General features: G+C 42.5%; 13 protein-coding genes, 2 tRNA genes, 3 rRNA genes and 1 pseudogene. 8 read left to right on the plus strand and 11 right to left on the minus strand.

Annotation, left to right across the window (positions count from 1 at the left end; all coding sequences use genetic code 11):
• Positions 1–58: 58 nt before the first annotated feature.
• Positions 59–1,276 carry an RNA-guided endonuclease TnpB family protein gene (locus AC4MDD_RS17840; protein ID WP_491882139.1) on the minus strand — a complete coding sequence of 406 codons (1,218 nt, stop codon included), beginning with the start codon at positions 1,274–1,276 and terminating at the stop codon, positions 59–61.
• Positions 1,277–1,315: 39 nt separating this feature from the next.
• Between AC4MDD_RS17840 and tnpA the strand changes: the two genes are divergently transcribed.
• The gene (tnpA, locus tag AC4MDD_RS17845; protein WP_004684186.1) at positions 1,316–1,714 is read left to right on the plus strand and encodes an IS200/IS605 family transposase; all 399 of its coding nucleotides are present in this window, start codon (positions 1,316–1,318) and stop codon (positions 1,712–1,714) included.
• A 67-nt stretch (positions 1,715–1,781) separates the two neighbouring features.
• Here the strand turns inward: tnpA and AC4MDD_RS17850 are convergent.
• Positions 1,782–2,102: pseudogene (locus AC4MDD_RS17850) on the minus strand (SLAC1 family transporter); the annotation flags it as partial.
• Between the two features lie 206 nt (positions 2,103–2,308).
• Here AC4MDD_RS17850 and ribF point away from each other — a divergent pair.
• The 6 genes from ribF (at position 2,309) to AC4MDD_RS17880 (ending at position 9,588) form a co-directional block, all read left to right on the plus strand.
• Positions 2,309–3,310, plus strand: a complete 1,002-nt coding sequence (gene ribF / locus AC4MDD_RS17855; protein WP_279740847.1) for a bifunctional riboflavin kinase/FAD synthetase — start codon at positions 2,309–2,311, stop codon at positions 3,308–3,310.
• A gap of 64 nt (positions 3,311–3,374) precedes the next feature.
• Positions 3,375–6,218, plus strand: coding sequence for an isoleucine--tRNA ligase (gene ileS, locus AC4MDD_RS17860; protein WP_279693385.1), 2,844 nt, complete (start codon positions 3,375–3,377; stop codon positions 6,216–6,218).
• Positions 6,211–6,750, plus strand: a complete 540-nt coding sequence (lspA, locus tag AC4MDD_RS17865) for a signal peptidase II (protein ID WP_010325539.1) — start codon at positions 6,211–6,213, stop codon at positions 6,748–6,750. The genes ileS and lspA overlap by 8 nt, the downstream gene beginning before the upstream one ends.
• The gene (locus AC4MDD_RS17870) at positions 6,743–7,225 is read left to right on the plus strand and encodes an FKBP-type peptidyl-prolyl cis-trans isomerase (protein WP_004684162.1); all 483 of its coding nucleotides are present in this window, start codon (positions 6,743–6,745) and stop codon (positions 7,223–7,225) included. Before lspA ends, AC4MDD_RS17870 begins: the two co-directional genes overlap by 8 nt.
• Before the next feature lie 154 nt (positions 7,226–7,379).
• Complete coding sequence (locus AC4MDD_RS17875) at positions 7,380–7,922, plus strand: NADPH-dependent FMN reductase (protein ID WP_114836732.1); 543 nt, start codon at positions 7,380–7,382, stop codon at positions 7,920–7,922.
• An 895-nt stretch (positions 7,923–8,817) separates the two neighbouring features.
• Entirely contained in the window at positions 8,818–9,588 is a 771-nt protein-coding gene (locus tag AC4MDD_RS17880) for a TauD/TfdA family dioxygenase (RefSeq protein ID WP_491882140.1), read from the plus strand.
• Positions 9,589–9,622: 34 nt separating this feature from the next.
• Here AC4MDD_RS17880 and AC4MDD_RS17885 read toward each other — a convergent pair whose 3' ends face one another.
• The 7 genes from AC4MDD_RS17885 to tyrS form a co-directional block, all read right to left on the minus strand.
• The gene (locus AC4MDD_RS17885) at positions 9,623–10,780 is read right to left on the minus strand and encodes a PQQ-dependent sugar dehydrogenase (RefSeq protein ID WP_335998101.1); all 1,158 of its coding nucleotides are present in this window, start codon (positions 10,778–10,780) and stop codon (positions 9,623–9,625) included.
• 602 nt (positions 10,781–11,382) lie between these two features.
• A 5S ribosomal RNA gene (rrf, locus tag AC4MDD_RS17890) occupies positions 11,383–11,497 on the minus strand.
• 238 nt (positions 11,498–11,735) lie between these two features.
• Positions 11,736–14,629: ribosomal RNA gene (locus AC4MDD_RS17895) — 23S ribosomal RNA — on the minus strand.
• A gap of 435 nt (positions 14,630–15,064) precedes the next feature.
• Positions 15,065–15,140: transfer RNA gene (locus AC4MDD_RS17900), tRNA-Ala, on the minus strand.
• 67 nt (positions 15,141–15,207) lie between these two features.
• Positions 15,208–15,284, minus strand: a tRNA-Ile gene (locus AC4MDD_RS17905).
• Positions 15,285–15,345: 61 nt separating this feature from the next.
• Positions 15,346–16,883: ribosomal RNA gene (locus AC4MDD_RS17910) — 16S ribosomal RNA — on the minus strand.
• The 16S, 23S and 5S rRNA genes sit together here with 2 tRNA genes alongside, the layout of an rRNA operon.
• A gap of 1,283 nt (positions 16,884–18,166) precedes the next feature.
• Entirely contained in the window at positions 18,167–19,399 is a 1,233-nt protein-coding gene (gene tyrS, locus AC4MDD_RS17915) for a tyrosine--tRNA ligase (protein WP_278345301.1), read from the minus strand.
• 63 nt (positions 19,400–19,462) lie between these two features.
• On the opposite strand from tyrS, the gene AC4MDD_RS17920 reads away from it, so the two are divergent.
• Entirely contained in the window at positions 19,463–20,590 is a 1,128-nt protein-coding gene (locus AC4MDD_RS17920; RefSeq protein ID WP_278345302.1) for an anhydro-N-acetylmuramic acid kinase, read from the plus strand.
• Between the two features lie 118 nt (positions 20,591–20,708).
• On the opposite strand, the gene AC4MDD_RS17925 is transcribed toward AC4MDD_RS17920, so the two are convergent.
• Together AC4MDD_RS17925 and AC4MDD_RS17930 are read right to left on the minus strand one after the other, a co-directional pair.
• The gene (locus tag AC4MDD_RS17925) at positions 20,709–21,992 is read right to left on the minus strand and encodes a lytic murein transglycosylase (RefSeq protein WP_278345303.1); all 1,284 of its coding nucleotides are present in this window, start codon (positions 21,990–21,992) and stop codon (positions 20,709–20,711) included.
• A 791-nt stretch (positions 21,993–22,783) separates the two neighbouring features.
• Positions 22,784–23,905 (minus strand): 5-(carboxyamino)imidazole ribonucleotide synthase, encoded by a 1,122-nt coding sequence (locus AC4MDD_RS17930; protein WP_159151807.1) that lies wholly within the window; start codon positions 23,903–23,905, stop codon positions 22,784–22,786.
• Positions 23,906–23,909: the final 4 nt, after the last annotated feature.

The raw sequence follows: 23,909 nt of genomic DNA on the forward strand, positions 1-23,909 counted from the left end.
TTGATTACACCTTTCGATGCCACACTTGCGCTGACAAGTATTGTGGCATAGGAACTCTTTACACAGCACGAAGCCCTAGTGCATCAGCTAAAGCGAAATTACGGATATTTATACTCGCATTCACATCACGATCTTCAACCAAATTGCAATTTGGACATTCAAACAATCTGACACTTAGCGGTAACTTTTCCATCTTATAGCCACAGCAAGAACAAGTTTTTGAACTGGGAACAAATCTTCCAATTTGTAGAATATTCTTGCCAAACCATTTTGCCTTGTATTGCAATATCGTAAGAAATTGACCCCAAGCTACATCTGAAATAGACTTCGCTAATTTTCGATTCCTTACCATGTTTTTAATTCCTAAATCTTCTACTGCATACGTGGTCGCTTGGTTTTCACAGATCAAGTGATGCGTTAGTTTATGATGTAGGTCTAAGCGTTGCAAACGCACTTTTTCATGGATGAATGCAACACTTAACTTTTGACGCTGATAATTCTTAGATTCTTTCTGTTTTCGGGCAAATATCTTTTGCTGTATAGCTAAGCGGTTTTGAGCCTGCCGTAAGTGTCTTGGATTTTCAACTTTATCACCATTAGATTGAATGAGCATGTGATTCAAACCCATATCAATTCCAATAGTTTGATCGGGTTGAACTGTTGTTGGTGCAACAAGCTCTAACTCAGACTCAACTAAGATAGAAGCATAATACTTACCTGTTGCTGTTTTGCTAATGGTGACAGTTTTAATTTTCCCATCAAATGTCCGACTAAATACAGTTTTTATCCCTTTAATTTTAGGTAGATGTAGTAAACCATGCTCAAAGCTCACCGTTGCGTGCTGAGGGCATTGATAAGACCGTTGAGGTACTTTCTTGGATTTGAACCGTGGATAGCCAACAATATGACTCATTGGGCGTTTTTCATCAGGTTTTGACTTGTAGCCTTTAATTTTCCTGAATTCAATCTTGCCTTTCTTCAATCGCTGAAAAAAATTGTTATAAGCAGTATGCAGGTGAAGTAATCCACTAAGAAGTGATTGACTGTTTACTTCATTCAACCATTCAAATTCAGGTTGCTTCTTCATTGCAACCAATTGGTCTTGAATATCCTTTTTTGATAATAATTTTTGAGTTTCTGAATGGACTTTGGTTTGAAGAGCTAAAGCCCAATTGAAAATAAAGCGAGTGCATCCGAAGTGCTTTTCAAACTGCACTTTCTGTTGAGAATTTGGATAGATGCGATATTTATACGCTTTTAAAAAAGGTTGTTTCATGGTTATAATTTAACAAATTAATTACTTAGTGTAAATATAATGAAATCACATTATCACTGTGTTTATAAGCTCACATATCATTTAGTGTTAGTAACAAAATATCGCAAGAAATGCCTTTCAAATGAAATGCTGAATCGGCTTGAAGAAATCGTAAAAAAGAACTGTGCCGATTGGGAAATTGACTTGCTTGAGTTTAATGGTGAAGCTGACCATATTCATTTATTACTAGAAATGCACCCGAATATCATGCCAAGCAAATTCATTAACAATCTAAAAACAGTGTCAAGCCGACTGATACGCAAAGAATTTGAGGAAGAACTAAAACCGTATTATTGGAAGCCTGTACTTTGGACGAGAGCATACTGTCTACTTACAACAGGCGGGGCTACAATTGATGTAATTCGGGAATATATAAAAAATCAAGAAAGACCTGAATAACGAAAAGTCGTGCTATCCATCACAATCTAAATCACAGATTATAGATGGAGAATTTCGCACAGTTAGTTAAAAAGCCATTGAGGATGGTAGCCAGCGCCATCGGGATCGTCCCTAAAAATAGGCTCATGCTTGGATGTTGAAAAATCTGTTTGGCTTCGTGCGGATAAAATGCCCAACGTAAGCCATATAGCACACTAAAAAGTACGAACAGTAAAATATTGAAATACCACAGCCCTGTGCCGAGTTGCCATGTGAATGCCTTTAACATCGGAAACTCTGATACAATTAATGCCACAACACCTGTTCCCATACTGACAGTGAACCAGTTGGGAGTGAATTGACGGATCAGATTTTGCCGCTGTCCAAGTTGTGTAAATGGTTTTTGCATGAGTTCGACCTCATTTAAAATCTACATTTATACTAATTAAATTTATAAATAAGAAAAATTGATTAATTTATATTAAATAAATCAATAAAAATAATAAAAATATACTTTGCACTAAATTTTGCGTTGTCAAAAAACAACCACAAGACGAATGCCCAAGAATATGGCAATATATAAGCCGTTCTTAATTCCAAGCACTTGATTTGCCCATGAAGCTGCTCCGTCTAAATGCTTTGCCTTCACATACCCAATTAGAAAAAACTGCTGTCACTATCGGTAATTTTGACGGGGTGCATTTGGGTCATCAAGCCATGATTCATCAGCTCAAAGCCATTGCAAAACAACAAAATCTAAAAACAGTGGTGATGATTTTTGAGCCTCAACCACTTGAATTTTTTAAAGGTTATGATGCTCCACCGCGTATTTCATCATTGCGTGAAAAAGTCGAATATTTAACCGAGCTGGGTGTGGACTATATTGCGGTCGCGAAATTTGACAACAGCTTCCGCAGTTTAAATGCAGAACAATTTGCCGATATTTTAAAAGAAAAACTCAATGCCCAAAGTTTGGTTTTAGGCGATGACTTTCACTTTGGTAAAAACCGCCAAGGCAACAGCGAATTTCTCGAAAACTATGGTTTTCAAGTCCACAATCTAGAAACCATCCTCGCAGAAGGTGAACGCGTCAGTTCAACTCGGATTCGCCAAACACTGGCCGCAGGGGACTTGGCGCTGGCTGCTCAGTTATTAGGGCGCCCTTATAGTATTACGGGTCGGGTACAATATGGCGACCAAATTGGCCGAACCCTTGATTTTCCAACCATTAATGTACGTTTAAACCGACATAAACCCTGTTTAAACGGCATTTATGGTGTAGATGTGATGTGTGAAACCACGTCTTTACGCGATAAAGTGAAAGCAGACCACCCTGATCGATTAGGGGTTGCAGGATATGACCATTCAGCGCTTTTTGGTGCGGGTCATGTCGGAACACGTCCAGCCATTCAACAAGCACAGCCAGAATGGCGATTAGAAGTACATTTCCCTGATGTTTCTGCTAATCTGTATGGCTTGTTAATGCGGGTCACTTTCTTGAACTACTTACATGGTGAAAAGAACTACCCTTCGCTGGAAGCACTCAAAGCGGGAATTGATGATGATGTGGTGAAACTGCTTGAGTTCCGCCAAAACACCCCCACATTTCCCTTTTAAATACCAATCAATTTTATGTAAAACGCGTCAGCCGAGCCGCTGATTAAATTGGAAGACATCTTGCATGAGCGATAAGCAAACTACTGAAAATGCAGTGGATTATAAAGCCACACTCAACCTCCCAGGTACCGAATTTGCCATGAAAGCAAACCTTGCGGTACGTGAAGCAAAATGGTTAGAAGAGTGGTATGCCGACAACATTTATCAGCAGATTCGTGCGTCGCGTATTGGCAAGAAAAAATATGTCCTGCATGACGGCCCTCCGTATGCAAATGGCCAAATTCACTTGGGTCATGCGGTCAATAAAGTTTTAAAAGATATCATTATTAAAAGTCGTATTCTCGACGGCTTCGATGCCCCTTATGTACCAGGTTGGGACTGCCACGGCCTTCCAATTGAACTGAAAGTAGAAGAGAAAGTCGGTAAAGTGGGCGTGAAGGTGGATGCTTCTACTTTCCGTAAAGCCTGCCGTGAATATGCTTACACCCAAGTTGAACTGCAAAAGAAAGACTTTGTGCGTATGGGCGTGTTTGGTGACTGGGACAATCCTTACCTGACCATGAACTTTAAGCAGGAAGCAGACATTGTGCGCTCTGTTGGCGCAATTGCGAAAGCAGGCCATATCGAACCAGGTCTTAAACCTGTGAACTGGTGTTTAGACTGTGGTTCAGCTTTGGCTGAAGCTGAAGTGGAATATGAAGATAAAAAATCTGACGCGATTGACGTTGGCTTTACGGTTGTCGACTTAAAAGACTTAAGCGCACGTTTAAATATCAACGTAGAAGCCGCAACAGATATCGTAATTTGGACCACCACACCTTGGACTTTGCCTGCAAACCAAGCAGTTGCCGTCCATGCTGAAATTGACTATCAACTAGTTCAAGTTAGCACCGACCGTGGCGTGCAAAACTTTATTTTAGCTAAAGACTTAGTTGAGTCGGCAGTTGAGCGTTATAAGCTTGAAAATCCTGTGGTTCTCGCTGATTTTAACGGCTCAGCAATCGAAAACCTATTATTACAACACCCGTTACTGACCGATCGTCAAGTGCCTGTGATTTTGGGTGAACATGTCATTGCAACCAGCGGTACAGGGGCGGTACATACTGCACCTGGCCATGGTGTAGACGACTATAAAGTTGGCTTACAGTACAACTTAAAAGTTGAAAACCCAGTGGGCGGTAATGGTGTGTATTTACCAACTTCACCGATTTTTGCAGGCGAGCACATCTACAAAGCCAATCCAAAAATCATTGAAGCTTTGGGTGCCGTCGGTCGCTTATGGGCACATCAACCGATCAAACACAGCTACCCACACTGCTGGCGCCATAAAACGCCAATTATCTTCCGTGCGACCCCACAGTGGTTTATCAGCATGGATGCACAAGGCCTGCGTCAAAACGCTTTAAATGCGATTGAAAACGAGATTAGCTTTGTGCCTGATTGGGGTAAAAACCGTATTCAAGCCATGATCGAAGGTCGTCCCGACTGGTGTATTTCGCGTCAACGTACGTGGGGCGTGCCAATCCCATTCTTCGTGCATAAAGACACCAACGAACTCCATCCGCGCACAGCAGAGTTGATCGAAGAGGTCGCGAAGTTGATCGAACAAGAAGGAATTGACGCTTGGTATAACCGTGAAGCGAAAGATTTTATCGGGGATGAAGCGGAACAGTACAACTGTGTTCGTGACACTTTAGACGTGTGGTTCGACTCAGGCACAACGCACTATGCCGTACTGCGTGAACGCGAAGAACTCACCGATCCTGCTGATTTATACCTTGAAGGTTCAGACCAACACCGTGGTTGGTTCCAGTCTTCATTGCTCACCTCGATTGCGATCAATGAACGTGCGCCGTACAAAGGCTTACTGACCCATGGCTTCGTGGTGGATGAAAAAGGCCGTAAGATGTCAAAATCTTTGGGCAACATCATCACCCCACAAGACATTATTAAAGATATGGGTGCAGACGGCTTACGTTTCTGGATTGCATCGGCCGATTACCGTTATGAAATGACTGCTGGTAAAGAAATCTTTAACCGTGCATCAGATGGCTACCGCCGTATTCGTAATACCTTGCGTTTCTTATTGGCAAACTTAAATGGTTTCAAACCATCGACGGATGCATTGCCTGTAGATCAATTGATCGCACTTGATCAATACATCTTGCAACGTGCAGCGGACGTGCAGAAAACCATTCAACAAGCCTATGAAGATATGAACTTCCATATCGTGGCAAATGCACTAACCAACTTCTGTATCAATGACTTGGGTGGTTTCTACCTCGACATCATCAAAGACCGTCAGTACACCACCAAAGCCGATTCACAAGCGCGCCATTCAGCTCAAACTGCGCTGTATCATTTGGTGCAAGCCTTTGTACGTTGGATGTCACCAATCTTAAGCTTTACCGCTCAAGAAGCATGGCCACTCATTCCAGAACAAACTGAGAAATACGTATTCACTGCGGAATGGTATGACATTCCTGTGGCTTCAAAAGCAAACTTGTTGTCTGAAGCCGATTGGCAAACGCTGATTGCAGTGAAGTCTGCGGTGAACAAGTTCATCGAAACTGCGCGTACCGCGAAAATCGTGGGTTCAAATCTCTCTGCCAAAGTTGAACTGTGGGCAGATGCAGAACTCAAAGACGTACTGGATCGTCTAGATGATGAACTTCGCTTTGTTATGATCACTTCACAAGTCTTGGTCAATGCATTCGATGCAACTCAAGGTGAAGCCTCTGATCTGGCAGGTCTGAATGTTCAAGTCTCGGCGGCTGATGGTGAAAAATGTGTACGCTGCTGGCATGTGCTGCCAGATGTGAATACACATGTTACACATCCAGGTCTATGTGGTCGTTGTATTATCAACCTTCCTACAGGCCAAGGCGAAGAGAGAAAGTATGCCTAACCCACAACATAAAAAGGGCTTATTCCAATTCTATCCGCACAATTTGGTGTGGGTAGGTTTGGCTATTCTAGCGATTGTCTTAGATCAATGGACCAAATGGATTGCCAGTACCCATCTGAATTATGCAGATCCCGTACCAGTCCTGCCCTTTTTAAATTGGACCTTATTGCATAACTATGGCGCAGCCTTTAGTTTCTTGTCCGATGCGGGCGGCTGGCAACGTTATTTCTTTACCTCTCTTGCAGGTATTGTGTCTGTCATTTTTCTGTTTTGGCTAATGCGTATGCCTAAAACCGTGAAAGTGCTGCCCATCGCGATTGCCCTAATTTTAGGTGGTGCTATAGGGAATTTAATTGACCGTGTAACCTTAGGCTACGTGGTTGATTTTATTCATGTGTACTATCAAAACAGCCACTTCCCTGCATTTAATATTGCAGATAGTGCGATTACGCTAGGAACGATCCTTTTGTTGATCGATACCTTTTTTCTCGAAAAAAACCGTATCCAACGTGCCGAAGTAAACCATGACTGATTTTATTAATCCCAATGAAGAAACTCGCGTAAGCGAAGGTTCAAAAGTAGAGTTACATTTTTCTGTTTGCATTGAAAATGGCGTAGAAATTGATAACACACGTAGCCGTGAAGAGCCTGTAAGCCTAGTGATGGGTGATGGCAGCTTACTGCCTGGTTTTGAAAAAGCACTGTTTGGTTTACGTGCTGGCGACCGTCGTACGGTGAGCCTACCACCAGAAGATGCTTTTGGCCCGTGGAATCCTGAAAACGTACAACAGTTTGATACAGTCAAATTTGAACAGCGTCCTATTGAAGGGCACATGATTGAATTTGAGGACAAAGCTAAACAGAGTCTTTATGGTGTGGTTAAAACTGTAGGTGATGACATCACCGAAGTCGACTTTAACCATCCATTGGCAGGTAAAGATATTACCTTTGAAGTAGAAATCTTCAAAGTGACACCTGCCGGCCAACAAGGTATCAAAATTATGTAAAGCCACAGGTCGACCATCTGTGTGTTAGCTAAAGCCCCTTCGGGGGCTTTTTTAATGCCTCAAACATTTGTCGATCAGATACACATTCAATCTATGCAAAGCCTAATTTTCATACTACCGTAGCGTCATCACATTTATTTTCCAAGGATTTTTCATGAAAATTCAGGTCATTATAGGCAGTGTGCGCGAAGGTCGGACAGCCATTAAAGTTGCGCGATGGGTGCAAAAAGGCTTTGAACAACTAGAACTCAATACAGTCCAACTCGAGTTGGTCGACTTAAAAGAGTGGGATTTGCCAATTTTTTCAGGTGCCAATCCTCCTATGACGGGCATTTATGATCAACCCAAACAACAAGCATGGGCCGACCACATTGCCCAAGGTGATGCCTTTATTTTCATTAGCCCCGAATACAATCATGGTTATAGCCCTGCACTTAAAAATGCCTTGGATTATTTAGGCAAAGAATGGCAAGGCAAACCTGCGGCCTATATCAGTTATGGTGGTACCAATGGCTCACGCTCCATCGACCAAATTCGCCAAGTCGGTACTCAGCTCGGTCTGGTCGATACCAATGCGGTGATTGAAATTCGAGATATTTTTTCACGCAATAAAACCGAAGATTTTGAACCAAATCCTTTTGATGAGAAAAATTTAAAAGCAGCAATTGATAAACTCATTAAATATGTAAGCGCATAAGCATGAGATTCTTCTGTACGCTATTGCTTACAGTAACTTGAGTATTTGTCGGCTTTTCAATAAACAGCATCGACGCTATAGTTAAATCATACAGAGACAGGATGTCTCAGATGAAAAACAAAAATAACAACATACACAGCAGGATGCTGATCGGTAGGACAGGAGTTATACCGCTTGAAAGAATTTAAAAAGCCCTCGACAGGATGTCGGGGGCTTTTTAATTGTATTGATTTTTAGCTCAATATTTCTCTAAAAGTCCAAATCACGATCAGATATTAACGAACCTCTTATAAGCTTCAATACTTTAGAAGAAACTCATGAATACAAATCAAATTGGTCTGTCAGGATGACTATCCCAACTTAAATTTTCTAAAAATAATGATATAAAACAAATACATAAAAACATAGGAAATTTAAAAAACATCACTTCCATCCATCGTACATATTTAAGCGCTAATCCATAAAATATTAAGACTGTCACCGTTTGTCAGTATGTTCTTCTGCACAACGAAATATTACATCTGCTGGTCGAACTACACTTTATACTCTCGCCTACTGAACATCTGCTGCTTCAGCCAAAAGGCTTCAGTCCAATACAATGAATTAAAAAAACAAAAATAGAGACCATTCACATGCAACTAAACACCACACTTTTAAATGATTATTGCAAAATTTATGTCGCTGATCCCGAATATACAGATGTAGATGCTCTAACCGCTTACGTTAGAGTCCATCGCACAGAACTTATGCAAGAGTTGCATCAGTACGGCATCTTATTATTTCGCAGCTTTAAATTACAACGTCACTATGAATTTCATGAGTTGATCGAACATCATTTTCAGCTTGAACCTTGGCATACATTTACACCTAAAAATCAGGTTGGTTTGCCTCTTTCATGCGTAAATATAGCGAAAATCGTGCAGGTCATGATAGACCTTATCTCAACCACAATACGGTGCAATTAGGCTCTGTTGAAAACTCAATTCAAGGTCCACATGTCGAAGGTGGCCTATACTCGACTCGCTCGCGTTATATTGCCTTGTTTTGCCAAGAACCCGCAGACCACTTACTCGAAACTGGATTTAATAACCTCGAAAAAATTTGGACCCATTTTCCAGTTAGCTTACAACAAAAATACTTGGGCGCATGGAACCATTTTTCTTATATTTCAACACGTAAACTCAATCTTTTTGATCGCTTGCTATTGAACAAAAGGCCCTTTCGTTTCAACAAACAACCAAATAAAGAAACCAAACTTACCTTAAAACGCTCACCTATCGTTGTCATACACCCGAACACGCAAAAGTTGATGATCCAGCCGTGGGCTTTTGCAAACAATACCAACGCTTTTGCCCACCAAGCTGCACAAAAAAGCTTTAAGCATAGAGGTAGGCTTCTACCAGACCCCACGGCTAACTGCATGCAACTGTCATGGGAACTTTTCACCCATGAAGGTGAAAAAATTGAATGGACCGATCAGGAAAAACAACACTTCTTTGAAGCCTTATATCACGATGCACTCTTGCTCCAGTGGCAAAAAGGGGATGTCGCCTTGATCGATAATATTAAAATTGCCCATTGGCGGATGAATGGTAAACAAGGACAACGAAAACTGATGCAGATCCAAGCCAATGTCTTCAATGCCGATCGACATGCTGTGCTTTAAGACTGTCTTTCTTAGCAACACTCTGTTTGGGTGATTAATGTGAAAGCAGCTGAATTAAATCTGCATGTTTCCCATCCTCAATCACCCAAATACTGCCATCTTTCGCTTGTTGTAAACCACGGATACGTTCTTTCATATCTATCCGTTGGATTTCTTTTACTGGCTGTGCTGTGGTGGCTACAATAATTAATGCTTTAGATGAAAGCCCACCAATGATGGCTTTATCCTGCCACTTTGGAAACATCTGTCCCGTATAAAAAATCAAACTCGATGGAGAAATTACGGGTGTCCAGTCTAATTTTGGCGCTTCAAACTCAGGCCGCGTGGCGTGGTCAGGGATATTCACACCACTATAATGATCACCATTCGAAACGATTGGATAACCATAGTTTTTAGCCTTTTGAATTAAATTAAGCTCATCCCCACCTTTAGGGCCCATCTCCACCACCCAAAGTTGTTTTTTGGCATCCAAAGCCATTCCCAAAGGATTACGATGCCCCAAACTCCATATTTGTTTTGCGACATCACCCTGCATCTGAAATGGATTATCTGAAGCAACAGAACCATCATCATTCAAGCGAATCATTTTTCCAAGGTTCGATGTTAAATCTTGTGCAGGCTCAAACTTTTGCCGTTCTCCCGAACTAATCCATAATTTCCCTGCACCATCAAATAACATCCGATGTGCATAATGTCCCTGCCCACGCACCTTGGGTACTTGTTTCCATATCGTTTTAAGGTTGTCTAATTGTGGCTGCGCCTGATCTAAATTCAAATCAGCACGAATCACAACCGCACCATAACCACCTTGCCCTGCTTCAGCATAGCTAAGATAAATTTGATGGTTTTGTGCAAAATCAGGATGTAAAACAATATCACCCAATCCGCCCTGACCACCGTAAGCCACTTTAGGTATATTCCTAATGAGAGTCTTTGTCTGATCTATAGGATTAAATAAAATCAACTGTCCTGATCTTTCAGTAATTAATAATCGCCCATCAGGCAATACCGCTAATGCCCATGGCTCATTGAATTCAGAAATACGTTTGAGGTGTATAGATGTGCCTAAAGAAGCAGAACTGTCCTGTTGTTCATGTGCTGCTGACTCCGCTGATCTTTGTGCATGACATGCCATTAATCCAAAAAATGCACTCACTGTCATCAACAAACAAAAAGCTTTTTTTCTCAGCATTGCCTTCCCCATTAAACGCACGATCCCAATTCATTGTAGAGAAATCATAAGTACAGCGTTATCCGCTTTGGTAACAAGATGAATCCGTGTAAGTCAAAGCTTACAAAAACTAAGGAAAGTGACCACTAGCCTTAAAACAGCTTATAGCATATATTGAATACATCAGGAGACAGGACGTTTCCCAAACTTAAAACAACAATAATCAGTTTGAGCATCAGGACATGAGATATGACAGGAGTTGTATCTAAGCACTGAAATACAAAGAAACCTCGACAGGATGTCGGGGTTTCTTTTTTATTGAGCACATTAAAACTTAAATGAAACCTTGCTTTGACACATTTTGCATGATCACGAGTTAACTATAGCCATTCTTTCCCAACGGATATAGATGGAATAGTTGTTAAAATTGCTCAGAATATATTCGGATACTTAGTTATAATCTCTTTTAGTGAGTAATAAATCATCAAATTTAAGTGAAAAACTAAATCTCTTAAGTGTTAACAGCTACCTTTTAGCCAATCTTTTATTATCTAACATTATTTAATATATTCAGCATAAAAAAATCCCCCTAACCGTTAAGTTAGGGGGATTTAGAATTAATGAGCTGGCGATGACTTACTCTCACATGGATAACTCCACACTACCATCAGCGCTAAGAGGTTTCACTTCTGAGTTCGGGAAGGGATCAGGTGGTTCACTCTTGCTATTGTCGCCAGCACAACTGTTTATGACTATTCGTTGGGTCTTATTTACACATTGTGTATGCCTAACTTTCATCAAATGAGTTATTAACAGGTATATTTGAGTTGATTTTAACATAAAGCATAGCTTTATGTCTTGCGCTCGGACAAACATAATTAATGTTTGTTTATTCCTCGCTCATGTATCTAGCTTTATAACTAAATCAAGTTGTTTGCAGTGATTTGAACCACAACACCAACTGTTTGGGTGTTGTATAGTCAAGCCTCACGAGCAATTAGTATTGGTCAGCTTCACATATCACTATGCTTCCACATCCAACCTATCAACGTCGTAGTCTTCAACGGCTCTTTAGAGGACATAAAGTCCTAGGGAAATCTTATCTTGAGGTAGGCTTCCCGCTTAGATGCTTTCAGCGGTTATCCCTTCCGAACATAGCTACCCGGCGATGCGACTGGCGTCACAACCGGTACACCAGAGGTTCGTCCACTCTGGTCCTCTCGTACTAGGAGCAGATCCTCTCAAATTTCCAACGCCCACGGTAGATAGGGACCGAACTGTCTCACGACGTTCTAAACCCAGCTCGCGTACCTCTTTAAATGGCGAACAGCCATACCCTTGGGACCTGCTTCAGCCCCAGGATGAGATGAGCCGACATCGAGGTGCCAAACACCGCCGTCGATATGAACTCTTGGGCGGTATCAGCCTGTTATCCCCAGAGTACCTTTTATCCGTTGAGCGATGGCCCTTCCATACAGAACCACCGGATCACTAAGACCTACTTTCGTACCTGCTCGACTTGTGGGTCTCGCAGTTAAGCGCGCTTTTGCCTTTATACTCTACGCGTGATTTCCGACCACGCTGAGCGCACCTTCGTACTCCTCCGTTACTCTTTAGGAGGAGACCGCCCCAGTCAAACTACCCACCAGACATGGTCCTCGTCCCGGATAACGGGACAGAGTTAGAACCTCAATATTACCAGGGTGGTATTTCAAGATTGGCTCCACCGAAACTAGCGTCTCGGTTTCAAAGCCTCCCACCTATCCTACACAAGTAAGATCAAAGTTCAATGTCAAGCTGCAGTAAAGGTTCACGGGGTCTTTCCGTCTAGCCGCGGGTACACCGCATCTTCACGGCGAATTCGATTTCACTGAGTCTCTGCTGGAGACAGCGCCCCCATCATTATGCCATTCGTGCAGGTCGGAACTTACCCGACAAGGAATTTCGCTACCTTAGGACCGTTATAGTTACGGCCGCCGTTTACTGGGGCTTCGATCAAGAGCTTCGCTTACGCTAACCCCATCAATTAACCTTCCAGCACCGGGCAGGCATCACACCCTATACGTCCACTTTCGTGTTTGCAGAGTGCTATGTTTTTAATAAACAGTTGCAGGGGCCTGGTTTCTGTGGCTGCCAATAGCTCAAGGAGTAAATCCTATCACCGTCGGCAGCGTACCTTCTCCCGAAGTTACGGTACCATTTTGCCTAGTTCCTTCAGCAGAGTTCTCTCAAGCGCTTTGGTCTACTCGACCTGACCACCTGTGTCGGTTTCGGGTACGATTCCTATGTAACTGAAGCTTAGAGACTTTTCCTGGAAGCATGGTATCAGCCACTTCACTGTACAAGTACAGCTTGCTATCAGTTCTCAGCATACAGTACCCCGGATTTGCCTAAGATACATGCCTACAACCTTCCACCTGGACAACCAACGCCAGGCTGACTTAACCTTCTCCGTCCTCTCATCGCATTACATAGAAGTATTGGAATATTAACCAATTTCCCATCGACTACGCCTCTCGGCCTCGCCTTAGGGGTCGACTCACCCAGCCCCGATTAACGTTGGACTGGAACCCTTGGTCTTTCAGCGTGCGAGTTTTTCACTCGCATTGTCGTTACTCACGTCAGCATTCGCACTTCTGATACCTCCAGCATACTTCTCAATACACCTTCATCGGCTTACAGAACGCTCCCCTACCACTTGCAATAAATTGCAAATCCGCAGCTTCGGCATATAGTTTTAGCCCCGTTACATCTTCCGCGCAGGCCGACTCGACTAGTGAGCTATTACGCTTTCTTTAAAGGGTGGCTGCTTCTAAGCCAACCTCCTAGCTGTCTATGCCTTCCCACATCGTTTCCCACTTAACTATAATTTTGGGGCCTTAGCTGGCGGTCTGGATTGTTTTCCTCTTGACTACGGACGTTAGCACCCGCAGTCTGTCTCCCGGATAGTACTCATTGGTATTCGGAGTTTGCATCGGTTTGGTAAGTCGGGATGACCCCCTAGCCGAAACAGTGCTCTACCCCCAATGGTATTCGTCCGAGGCGCTACCTAAATAGCTTTCGGGGAGAACCAGCTATCACCGAGTTTGATTAGCCTTTCACCCCTATCCACAAGTCATCCCCTGGCTTTTCAACGACAGTGGGTTCGGTCCTCCAGTTAGTGTTACCCAACCTTCAACCTGCTCATGGATAGATCACCCGGTTTCGGGTCTACACCCAGCAACTAAACGCCCTATTAAGACTCGATTTCTCTACGGCTCCCCTATGCGGTTAACCTTGCTACTGAATGTAAGTCGCTGACCCATTATACAAAAGGTACGCAGTCACCGAACAAGTCGGCTCCCACTGCTTGTATGCATGCGGTTTCAGGATCTATTTCACTCCCCTCACAGGGGTTCTTTTCGCCTTTCCCTCACGGTACTGGTTCACTATCGGTCAGTCAGGAGTATTTAGCCTTGGAGGATGGTCCCCCCATATTCAGACAAGGTTTCACGTGCCCCGCCCTACTCGACATCATCATATCAGCCCTTTCGTGTACAGGACTATCACCCACTATGGTTGCACTTCCCAGAGCATTCCACTAAAACTGATATGACTTAATGGGCTTTTCCCCGTTCGCTCGCCGCTACTGAGGGAATCTCAATTGATTTCTTTTCCTAAGGGTACTGAGATGTTTCACTTCCCCTCGTTCGCCTCGTATGACTATGTATTCATCATACGATACCTGCCTTATGACAGGTGGGTTTCCCCATTCAGAAATCTCCGGATCACAGGATATTTGCCGCCTCCCCGGAGCTTATCGCAGGCTATTACGTCTTTCATCGCCTCTGACTGCCAAGGCATCCACCACATGCACTTAATTACTTGACTATACAACCCCAAACAGTCGTTAATCCCTACAAGTAGGATTAAGACAGTCTATGATGATTTCTCATCACTTCCTTACAGTTTGTTGTTCTGTGTACTTAAACACTGTACAGCTTCAATTCAATTCACATACCAAAACGCTTGATTCAGTTAATTTCGCTAGTAACTCATTTCTTCAATCTTCATCAATCAGTAATAAATCACTGTTAATGTCGATCTTAAAAACGAGTATGAACAAATTATTTCAACTCAAATATATTCTGTTAATGATTTTTCCAGCCTTCGTCAGGTCAGGAAACTGTGATAAATCACAGAAGTTAATAAGTTATCTACTTACTAATTTCTGTAATCCAACCTATCTGCGCGAAGCATAGCTTCTTGCTTAAATTTCAAGGAAAAGCCTTAAAGCAGTGCTTTAAGTTTTCTTGTCTTGAAATTTGGTGGAGACTAGGAGAGTCGAACTCCTGACCTCCTGCGTGCAAAGCAGGCGCTCTACCAACTAAGCTAAGTCCCCAGCTTATCAATAAGTCAATGTTTCTGTTTTCTGTATTCAGCATTTAACAATGCTTGTTAGTCAGATTTGGTGGGTCTGACAAGACTTGAACTTGTGACCCCACGCTTATCAAGCGTGTGCTCTAACCAACTGAGCTACAGACCCTCAGATACATCGTCATGAAGAACAACTTGTTGTGGATTCTTACCAATCGTCAATCTTTCGTTAAGGAGGTGATCCAGCCGCAGGTTCCCCTACGGCTACCTTGTTACGACTTCACCCCAGTCATCGGCCACACCGTGGTAAGCGTCCTCCTTGCGGTTAGACTACCTACTTCTGGTGCAACAAATTCCCATGGTGTGACGGGCGGTGTGTACAAGGCCCGGGAACGTATTCACCGCGGCATTCTGATCCGCGATTACTAGCGATTCCGACTTCATGGAGTCGAGTTGCAGACTCCAATCCGGACTACGATCGGCTTTTTGAGATTAGCATCCTATCGCTAGGTAGCAACCCTTTGTACCGACCATTGTAGCACGTGTGTAGCCCTGGTCGTAAGGGCCATGATGACTTGACGTCGTCCCCGCCTTCCTCCAGTTTGTCACTGGCAGTATCCTTAAAGTTCCCGGCTTAACCCGCTGGCAAATAAGGAAAAGGGTTGCGCTCGTTGCGGGACTTAACCCAACATCTCACGACACGAGCTGACGACAGCCATGCAGCACCTGTATGTAAGTTCCCGAAGGCACCAATCCATCTCTGGAAAGTTCTTACTATGTCAAGACCAGGTAAGGTTCTTCGCGTTGCATCGAATTAAACCACATGCTCCACCGCTTGTGCGGGCCCCCGTCAATTCATTTGAGTTTTAGTCTTGCGACCGTACTCCCCAGGCGGTCTACTTATCGCGTTAGCTGCGCCACTAAAGCCTCAAAGGCCCCAACGGCTAGTAGACATCGTTTACGGCATGGACTACCAGGGTATCTAATCCTGTTTGCTCCCCATGCTTTCGTACCTCAGCGTCAGTATTAGGCCAGATGGCTGCCTTCGCCATCGGTATTCCTCCAGATCTCTACGCATTTCACCGCTACACCTGGAATTCTACCATCCTCTCCCATACTCTAGCTTCCCAGTATCGAATGCAATTCCTAAGTTAAGCTCAGGGATTTCACATCCGACTTAAGAAGCCGCCTACGCACGCTTTACGCCCAGTAAATCCGATTAACGCTCGCACCCTCTGTATTACCGCGGCTGCTGGCACAGAGTTAGCCGGTGCTTATTCTGCGAGTAACGTCCACTATCCTAGAGTATTAATCCAAGTAGCCTCCTCCTCGCTTAAAGTGCTTTACAACCAAAAGGCCTTCTTCACACACGCGGCATGGCTGGATCAGGCTTTCGCCCATTGTCCAATATTCCCCACTGCTGCCTCCCGTAGGAGTCTGGGCCGTGTCTCAGTCCCAGTGTGGCGGATCATCCTCTCAGACCCGCTACAGATCGTCGCCTTGGTAGGCCTTTACCCCACCAACTAGCTAATCTGACTTAGGCTCATCTATTAGCGCAAGGTCCGAAGATCCCCTGCTTTCCCCCGTAGGGCGTATGCGGTATTAGCATTCCTTTCGGAATGTTGTCCCCCACTAATAGGCAGATTCCTAAGCATTACTCACCCGTCCGCCGCTAAGCTAAGGTGCAAGCACCCTCGCTCCGCTCGACTTGCATGTGTTAAGCCTGCCGCCAGCGTTCAATCTGAGCCATGATCAAACTCTTCAGTTAAAAATCATTAGTAGCTTATGGCTACAAATCTTGGCTCATCAATTTTCTGACAAATATTTCTCAAATAAACTTCGAGTAATTTTTACCATTCAATCAATGAAATATTTTCGATCGATCAATCAGTAAAAATCCACACAAGTTGTTCTTCATAATCTCTTAATGATCTTTCTAACACCTCGTCAGTGCTAGAAGCTGGACTCAATATACTCAACAACTCAGCACTTCGTGCTTCGTTCGTTTCCGTCTATCTCGTCGGTATGGGGTGCATTCTAGACCATTACGAAATCTTTGCAACCCCCAAATTCACTTATTTGAAACGGGCGTTGGTTTTTTCTACAAAATTTAAGAAAAACCGTATTTTTCATCTATTTTTTGATCATATTTATAATTTTTTCTCTTATTTCTTTCAATATGAGCCTTTCATTTCCAATCTTTAAAAGTCTTTTAAGCTTAAAATTTAAGCCTTAACATTTATTTTTTCTTTAGGATGAGTCTTATCTATCTTCTAGCAACATTTTCGGACTTAAAATCACTCTGTATTTCTTTCATCTCTGTGTTTTTGATAAATCATCTTTCTAAAGACGTAGTTCTTTTATATTTAATACGCGCCTAAGCTGAAAAACTGCCACATCGCTATAAAAGCACCTAATATTTAGCAAGAATGGAATGCTTAGTCTGTTTTTATTTCATTCGCGTAATAGCAAAGCCCTCTTCTATCTATACCATGGTCAAGATAATTCAAGACAGAGCTGAAATAACAGCCACGATAAAGCTTGATGATACGAAGCATCTGGATATAAGTAGAAAACGCAGTGCTATATACCTATAAAGCTGATGACCAGCTTTATTTAAAAGTCTATTGCACCTAACTTTTATGACAGCTCGTTATTTGTCTGCGAGAAACTGATTTTAAAAACTAAATTTTTGCCAATAAAAAAGGAAGAGATCTCTCCCAAAACCTCTTCCTCGGAGTTAGATCGTTATCTGATCCATAGATGTCATTATTATAGTTATCTTAAAAAAAGTCCCTTGGGGAAGAGACTTGAAAACTGTGGAGAGTTATTCTTATTGACCCTTCTAGCGATATTAAAAACATCGACTAGACGTTGAAATCTTATACACACTCATTTTAAATTGCAATATTTTTGGAAAAAATTAAGCATTGTTTTTATAAGGTTTTTTTTGAATTTACTTATTTGATTTTTTTATAAAGATTAAAAAAATAAAAAGCAGGCCGAAGCCTGCTTTTATATCAATAACTTAAAGCATATATATGCACTGACTTAGTCTGTAAAAGTGACTTTGGCAATGGCTTTTTTACCCGACTGGACAATTAAAGTGACATTTTCTTTAACAGAGAAACCCATATCGACCACGTTCCAATCAACTTTGACCGCACCACGACCCACGGCATCTTTTGCCGCTGCAGCATTTGGGTTTAAGCCCGCTACGCGAAGAATTGTTGCAATAAACAACTCGCCACCAAATTCTGCACGTGAAATTGTCACTTCTGGTGTCCCTTCGGGTAGTTCACCCTCAGTAATCAGGTTGCCTGCACCTTTATGTGCATTTTCTGCTGCTTCTGCACCATGGAAACGCTCTACCAACTCAAGGGCTAGAATTTTCTTCACTTCTTGTGGATTACGCCCTTCAGCAATTTCTTTTAGCAGGACTTTAATATCATCAACGGATTTAAAGCTGAGTAAATCGAAATAGCGTTCAATTAATGCATCTGGCATCGAAAGGACTTTCTGATACATCGCCCCTGGTGCATCAAATACCCCAATATAATTACCCAAAGACTTAGACATTTTGTTCACACCGTCTAAACCTTCAAGGATTGGCACTGTAATGCAGACTTGCGCTTCTTGATCATAACGACCTTGAAGTGTACGCCCCATCAATAAGTTAAAGGTTTGGTCCGTACCGCCTAACTCAACATCTGCCTCAAGGGCAATCGAGTCATAGCCTTGAACCAATGGATATAAAAACTCATGAATTGCGATTGGTTGATGGTTGTTATAACGCTTGGTGAAGTCATCACGCTCAAGCATACGTGCAACCGTTTGCTGTGATGCCAACTGAATTAAATCAGCCGCTGTTTTGGTTGCAAACCATTCTGAGTTGAAGCGCACTTTGGTTTTATTAGGATCAAGAATTTTAAACACTTGTTCTTGATAGGTTTTTGCATTTTCAAGCACTTGCTCACGCGACAATGGTGGACGTGTTGCACTTTTTCCAGTTGGGTCACCGATCATCGCGGTATAGTCCCCAATCAAGAAGGTCACGTCATGACCCAAGTCTTGGAAAGTTTTCAGTTTATTAATTAAAACCGTATGCCCCAAGTGCAAGTCAGGCGCAGTCGGGTCAAAGCCCGCTTTAATTTTTAAAGGACGATTTTCTTTTAATTTCTTCAGAAGATCTTCTTCAGAAATAATTTCATGCGTGCCTCGTTGAATGAGAGCAAGTTGTTCTTCAGCCGGCAGGAAATTTGACATCACAAAACCCAAACACATCAGTTATTCAATTTGTGCGATATACTAACACTTTTTCAGCACATTGCAGGCTTTAGAATAATCATGACAGCGATCTATATTGGGGTAATGACTGGCACCAGCATGGATGGTGTTGATATTGTTGCTGCTTCTTTTGATCCTTTAGAGATTCACGCGACACTCACCCTTCCTTTTGATCCAGACCTTCGCGATGAACTCATGGCACTCACTTTGCCAGATGACAACGAAATTGATCGTATGGGTAAAGCCGATGTCGCACTGGCTCAAATGATTGGTCATGGCATCAATGAGATGATTGAGAAAAATCAGCTTGATCGTAGTCAAATCAAAGCCATTGGTTCGCATGGTCAGACTATTCGACATCGTCCTGAACATGGTTTTACTCTGCAAATTGGTGATCCCAATATTATTACTGAGCTCACTCAGCTCCCAGTAATTTCAGATTTTCGCCGTCGTGATATGGCTGCAGGTGGTCAAGGGGCACCGTTGGTACCTGCATTTCATCAAGCGCTCTTCCAACACGATAGTATTCACCGTGTGATATTAAATTTGGGTGGTATTGCCAATGTTAGCATGTTGCCTGCAGGTCAACCTGAAGCCGTGTATGGCTTTGATACAGGTCCAGCTAACATTTTAATGGATGCTTGGTGTGAACGTTATACTGGCCAGCCTTATGATGAAAATGGTAACTGGGCGGCTTATGGTCAACCTATTCGTAGCTTACTCGACCGCCTGCAAGCTCATGAATTTTTTTCTAAAGAACCACCCAAAAGTACTGGTCGTGAAGACTTCAATCTAGAATGGCTAGATGAACAAATTGCCGACTGGCGCAATGACCTTGAATACGACGAGCTTGAAGACAGTCCTGAAAATATTCAGGCTACATTAATGAAGCTCACCACGCGCGCCATTAAAAAAGCCATCTATCGCTCCGATATGGATACGGGTGAAGTCTACGTCTGTGGTGGTGGTGCCTATAATTCACACCTTTTAGAACAGTTACGTTGGCGCTTACGTAAACATAATTGGTCTGTACAAACCACCTCCGCGATTGGCTTAGCCCCAACTTGGGTGGAGGCGACTGCCTTTGCTTGGTTGGCCATGCGTTTTATCCAGCAACTCAGTGGCAACTTACCGACAGTGACAGGCGCACAAGGTAACCGTATTCTCGGAACGATTACCGCGGTTTAAACATCAAAATGCTTCTGGTCTTTTAGACGCAACCCAAGCAAATCAAAAAAACCAGTCAGGTGAATAACCGACTGGCTTTTTCTTTAATTTATATCAACGATTTTTTTTGCTGTTAATGTTAACGCATCATCAACTTGGCATTTTCCTGACGGAAGGCTTTTAAAATTTGCTGCCCCGCTCGTCCCGTCGGACTTAAGCCTAAACGAATTTGCTCCTGACGAATCGCTTGACGAGTTTTATCACCAATCAAGCCATCCACCGCGCCAATATCATAGCCACGATTCAGTAAAAACTGCTGAATTTCACGACGTTCAGAACGCGAAGTGCCTGCATCATCAGTTGGCCAAGTTGTACTAAACCCACCTTGCCCTTGTAAGCGGTCTGATAAATGCGCAATCGCTAATGCATAACTTTCTGCTGCGTTATAACTATAGATTGCATCAAAGTTTTTAAACACTAAAAATAGTGGACCATTTTCACCAGCGGGCGCCATCAACCCAGCTTGTGAGCTAGAAGATAAATTGCCTTGAATTAACGCTGAGCCATCTGCGCGTACCAAGCCGTTTTGCATCCAGTAAGATAAGGACTTCTTATTACGACGACTTTCTCCACTCAGAGAGATCGCTTGCGGATTTTTTACTTCAAATCCCCAAGGCTGCCCAGTTTGCCAGCCGCGTTTTTTGAGGAAATTGGCTGTTGATGCCAAAGCATCTGTGGTACTCGACACCAAATCACGGCGTCCATCACCATCAAAATCGACCGCCAGCTCTTCATACGTCGATGGCATAAACTGGGTATGGCCAAACGCACCTGCCCATGAGCCTTTCAGTTGTGGCTCCGTTAAATCGCCACGCTGTAAAATACGCATAGCGGCAAAAAACTCTCCACGGAAATAGCTTTGGCGGCGCCCTTCACAACTCAATGTGCCTAAAGCTTGTAATAATGGATATTTACCTGAAATATCGCCAAAATTACTTTCCACGCCCCACACGGCAACCACAGTCTCCGCAGGCACACCATACGCGGCCGCAACACGATTCAACACTTCACGATGCTGCGCCAATTTTTGCTGACCTACCGCAACACGCTCATCATCCACCAATCCTGACAAATAATCCCAAATCGGCGTGGAAAATTCAGGTTGGTAATTTAATTTTTCAATCACAGAATAATCAGGCGCTAAATTTTGTGTGTAGCGATCATAAGTGGACGCAGACACACCATTCGCCATCGCTTGGCTTTTTAAATTGGCAATACAGCTTTGAAATGAATTCTGAGGACGATAATCGGAAGTTGCGACATTTGAACTGCCTGTAACTTTTTGACCATTAATAATAAGCTCAGCATTCGCCTGAGTCGCCGCTAAAAAAAATGAACCTAAAAGAAAAGCAAAACGGTGCATAAAATCCCTAATGATTCTTTATCTCTGAATTATGCTTTTAACCTTAACACTTTCGATTTCACTTTTCTGAATCAAAACGTAAATGAATATTCATTTTGGTTTAAATTCAAAACCATCTTTTAAATTTAAAACCACTTATCCACAACACTACAGATCTCAACTTTTGAATTCAAAAACAACCTTTAGTTCAGCAAGCACTTTAAATTCAATCATCTTGTTTTAAATTTATTTTATCCACATTTTTATTTAACCTTCATAATCAACAATATACAAAGAATTAAACTTCGAAACCCAAGCTCAATATTTTTAAATTCAAAACTTTAAATTCATCTCACAGACTTTAAATTTATTGTTTTGAATTTAAATTCAAACAGCATCAAAACTTTTAAATTCATTTTAAATTTAAACACTCGATTTAAATTTAAAACCCACTTTTAAATTCAAAATTTTACTTCTATTTTTTAAATTCAAAATAGACTTAAAAAGATATCCACATACCCAAGTTGATAGAGCTCTCTACTGTTTCACTTTCTTTTAGGTGAAAACCAGTGTCACATTCAATCGTAGACGCTGTTTTAAACGTGCTTCTCTGCACAAAACTCGCTTTATTTTGCTTTCAGTTTATTTTTCTATGCGCTAATTTTATCAAAACGGATAAAAAACACTCAATTTATTTCAATTTTGATCCGATTAACGGTCACTTTTTTCAAAGAGGCGCAATCATGCCTGAATGAGTCCAAATAAAAAAGCGACCACTATCGTGATCGCTTTTTTTAACAACAACTGAAGCTTTAGATGGTCATATCTTCGCTCAGTGCCAATGGATTTGGTAAGATTTTAGCCAACTGGCGACATAGCATCGTGAGTTGAGCGGTATCATTCGGCATTAAAGTTAGGTGACCAATCTTACGACCTTCACGTTCTTCCTTATTATAAAGATGTAGATGTACACCTTCTAAGGCCAAGACTTGTTCAGACTGTGGATACTGACCAATAATATTGATCATGACCGTAGGGCGAACGACTTCAGTTGAACCCAAGGGTAAGCCTGCAACTGCACGAATATGGTTTTCAAACTGAGAGCATACTGCGCCTTCAATCGACCAGTGTCCTGAATTATGCACACGTGGCGCCATTTCATTGGCATACAAACCTTTGTCTGTGACAAACAGTTCTAAGGTCAACACGCCAACATAATTCAAATGATTCAATAGGCGAGTGATGTAGTCTTGTGCAACGGGTTGTAAGTCCGCACTATTCGGTGCAGGAACAATCGAATGCGACAAAATACCATGATGGTGATGGTTTTCAGCCAATGGCCACGTTTTCACATCGCCATTTTGACCACGTACCGCAATGATCGAAACTTCACGCGAGAAGGTCACAAAGCTTTCTGCAATTAAACTTCCAGCAGGGCCTAATTCAGCCCATGCTTGTTCAATTTGTTGTTCAGAACGCAATACAAACTGACCTTTGCCATCATAGCCACCTGTGGCTGTCTTCAGCACAATCGGTAAACCCAGCTCAGCAACTGCAGCGCTTAAACTTTCTAGAGAATCTACCGCTTTATAAGGCGCAACAGGAATCTCAAGCTCATCAAATAACGCTTTTTCAGACAAGCGATGCTGTGCAATAGCTAAAGCCTGACGCGGCGGATGCATATCTTTTTGCTTGGTCAAAACATCAACATCGGACAAAGGCGTATTTTCAAACTCAAGGCTGAAGACATCGGCACTAGCAATAAAGTCTTGTAAACCGTTTTCAGTTTTGCTTGAAATCACAGTTCCTAAAGCCGCTGAAGGGCAGTCTATACTCACATCAAAGAACGTACATTGAATATTCAGTGGCAAAGCCGCTTGCGCCATCATGCGACCCAGCTGCCCACCACCAAAAATACCGATGGTTTTATTCATGAGG

It is taken from the genome of Acinetobacter sp. CAU_H_29a_1, from assembly GCF_058599505.1.

Excerpts from the sequence above, each read along its gene's own strand:
- tnpA (WP_004684186.1), top strand. The coding sequence starts at position 1,316 with ATGAAATCACATTATCACTGTGTTTATAAGCTCACATATCATTTAGTG.
- AC4MDD_RS17920 (WP_278345302.1), top strand. The coding sequence starts at position 19,463 with ATGACAGCGATCTATATTGGGGTAATGACTGGCACCAGCATGGATGGT.
- AC4MDD_RS17925 (WP_278345303.1), bottom strand. The coding sequence starts at position 21,992 with ATGCACCGTTTTGCTTTTCTTTTAGGTTCATTTTTTTTAGCGGCGACT.
- ileS (WP_279693385.1), top strand. The coding sequence starts at position 3,375 with ATGAGCGATAAGCAAACTACTGAAAATGCAGTGGATTATAAAGCCACA.
- ribF (WP_279740847.1), top strand. The coding sequence starts at position 2,309 with ATGAAGCTGCTCCGTCTAAATGCTTTGCCTTCACATACCCAATTAGAA.
- tyrS (WP_278345301.1), bottom strand. The coding sequence starts at position 19,399 with ATGTGTTTGGGTTTTGTGATGTCAAATTTCCTGCCGGCTGAAGAACAA.
- AC4MDD_RS17885 (WP_335998101.1), bottom strand. The coding sequence starts at position 10,780 with ATGCTGAGAAAAAAAGCTTTTTGTTTGTTGATGACAGTGAGTGCATTT.
- AC4MDD_RS17840 (WP_491882139.1), bottom strand. The coding sequence starts at position 1,276 with ATGAAACAACCTTTTTTAAAAGCGTATAAATATCGCATCTATCCAAAT.
- AC4MDD_RS17880 (WP_491882140.1), top strand. The coding sequence starts at position 8,818 with ATGCGTAAATATAGCGAAAATCGTGCAGGTCATGATAGACCTTATCTC.
- lspA (WP_010325539.1), top strand. The coding sequence starts at position 6,211 with ATGCCTAACCCACAACATAAAAAGGGCTTATTCCAATTCTATCCGCAC.
- AC4MDD_RS17875 (WP_114836732.1), top strand. The coding sequence starts at position 7,380 with ATGAAAATTCAGGTCATTATAGGCAGTGTGCGCGAAGGTCGGACAGCC.
- AC4MDD_RS17930 (WP_159151807.1), bottom strand. The coding sequence starts at position 23,905 with ATGAATAAAACCATCGGTATTTTTGGTGGTGGGCAGCTGGGTCGCATG.
- AC4MDD_RS17870 (WP_004684162.1), top strand. The coding sequence starts at position 6,743 with ATGACTGATTTTATTAATCCCAATGAAGAAACTCGCGTAAGCGAAGGT.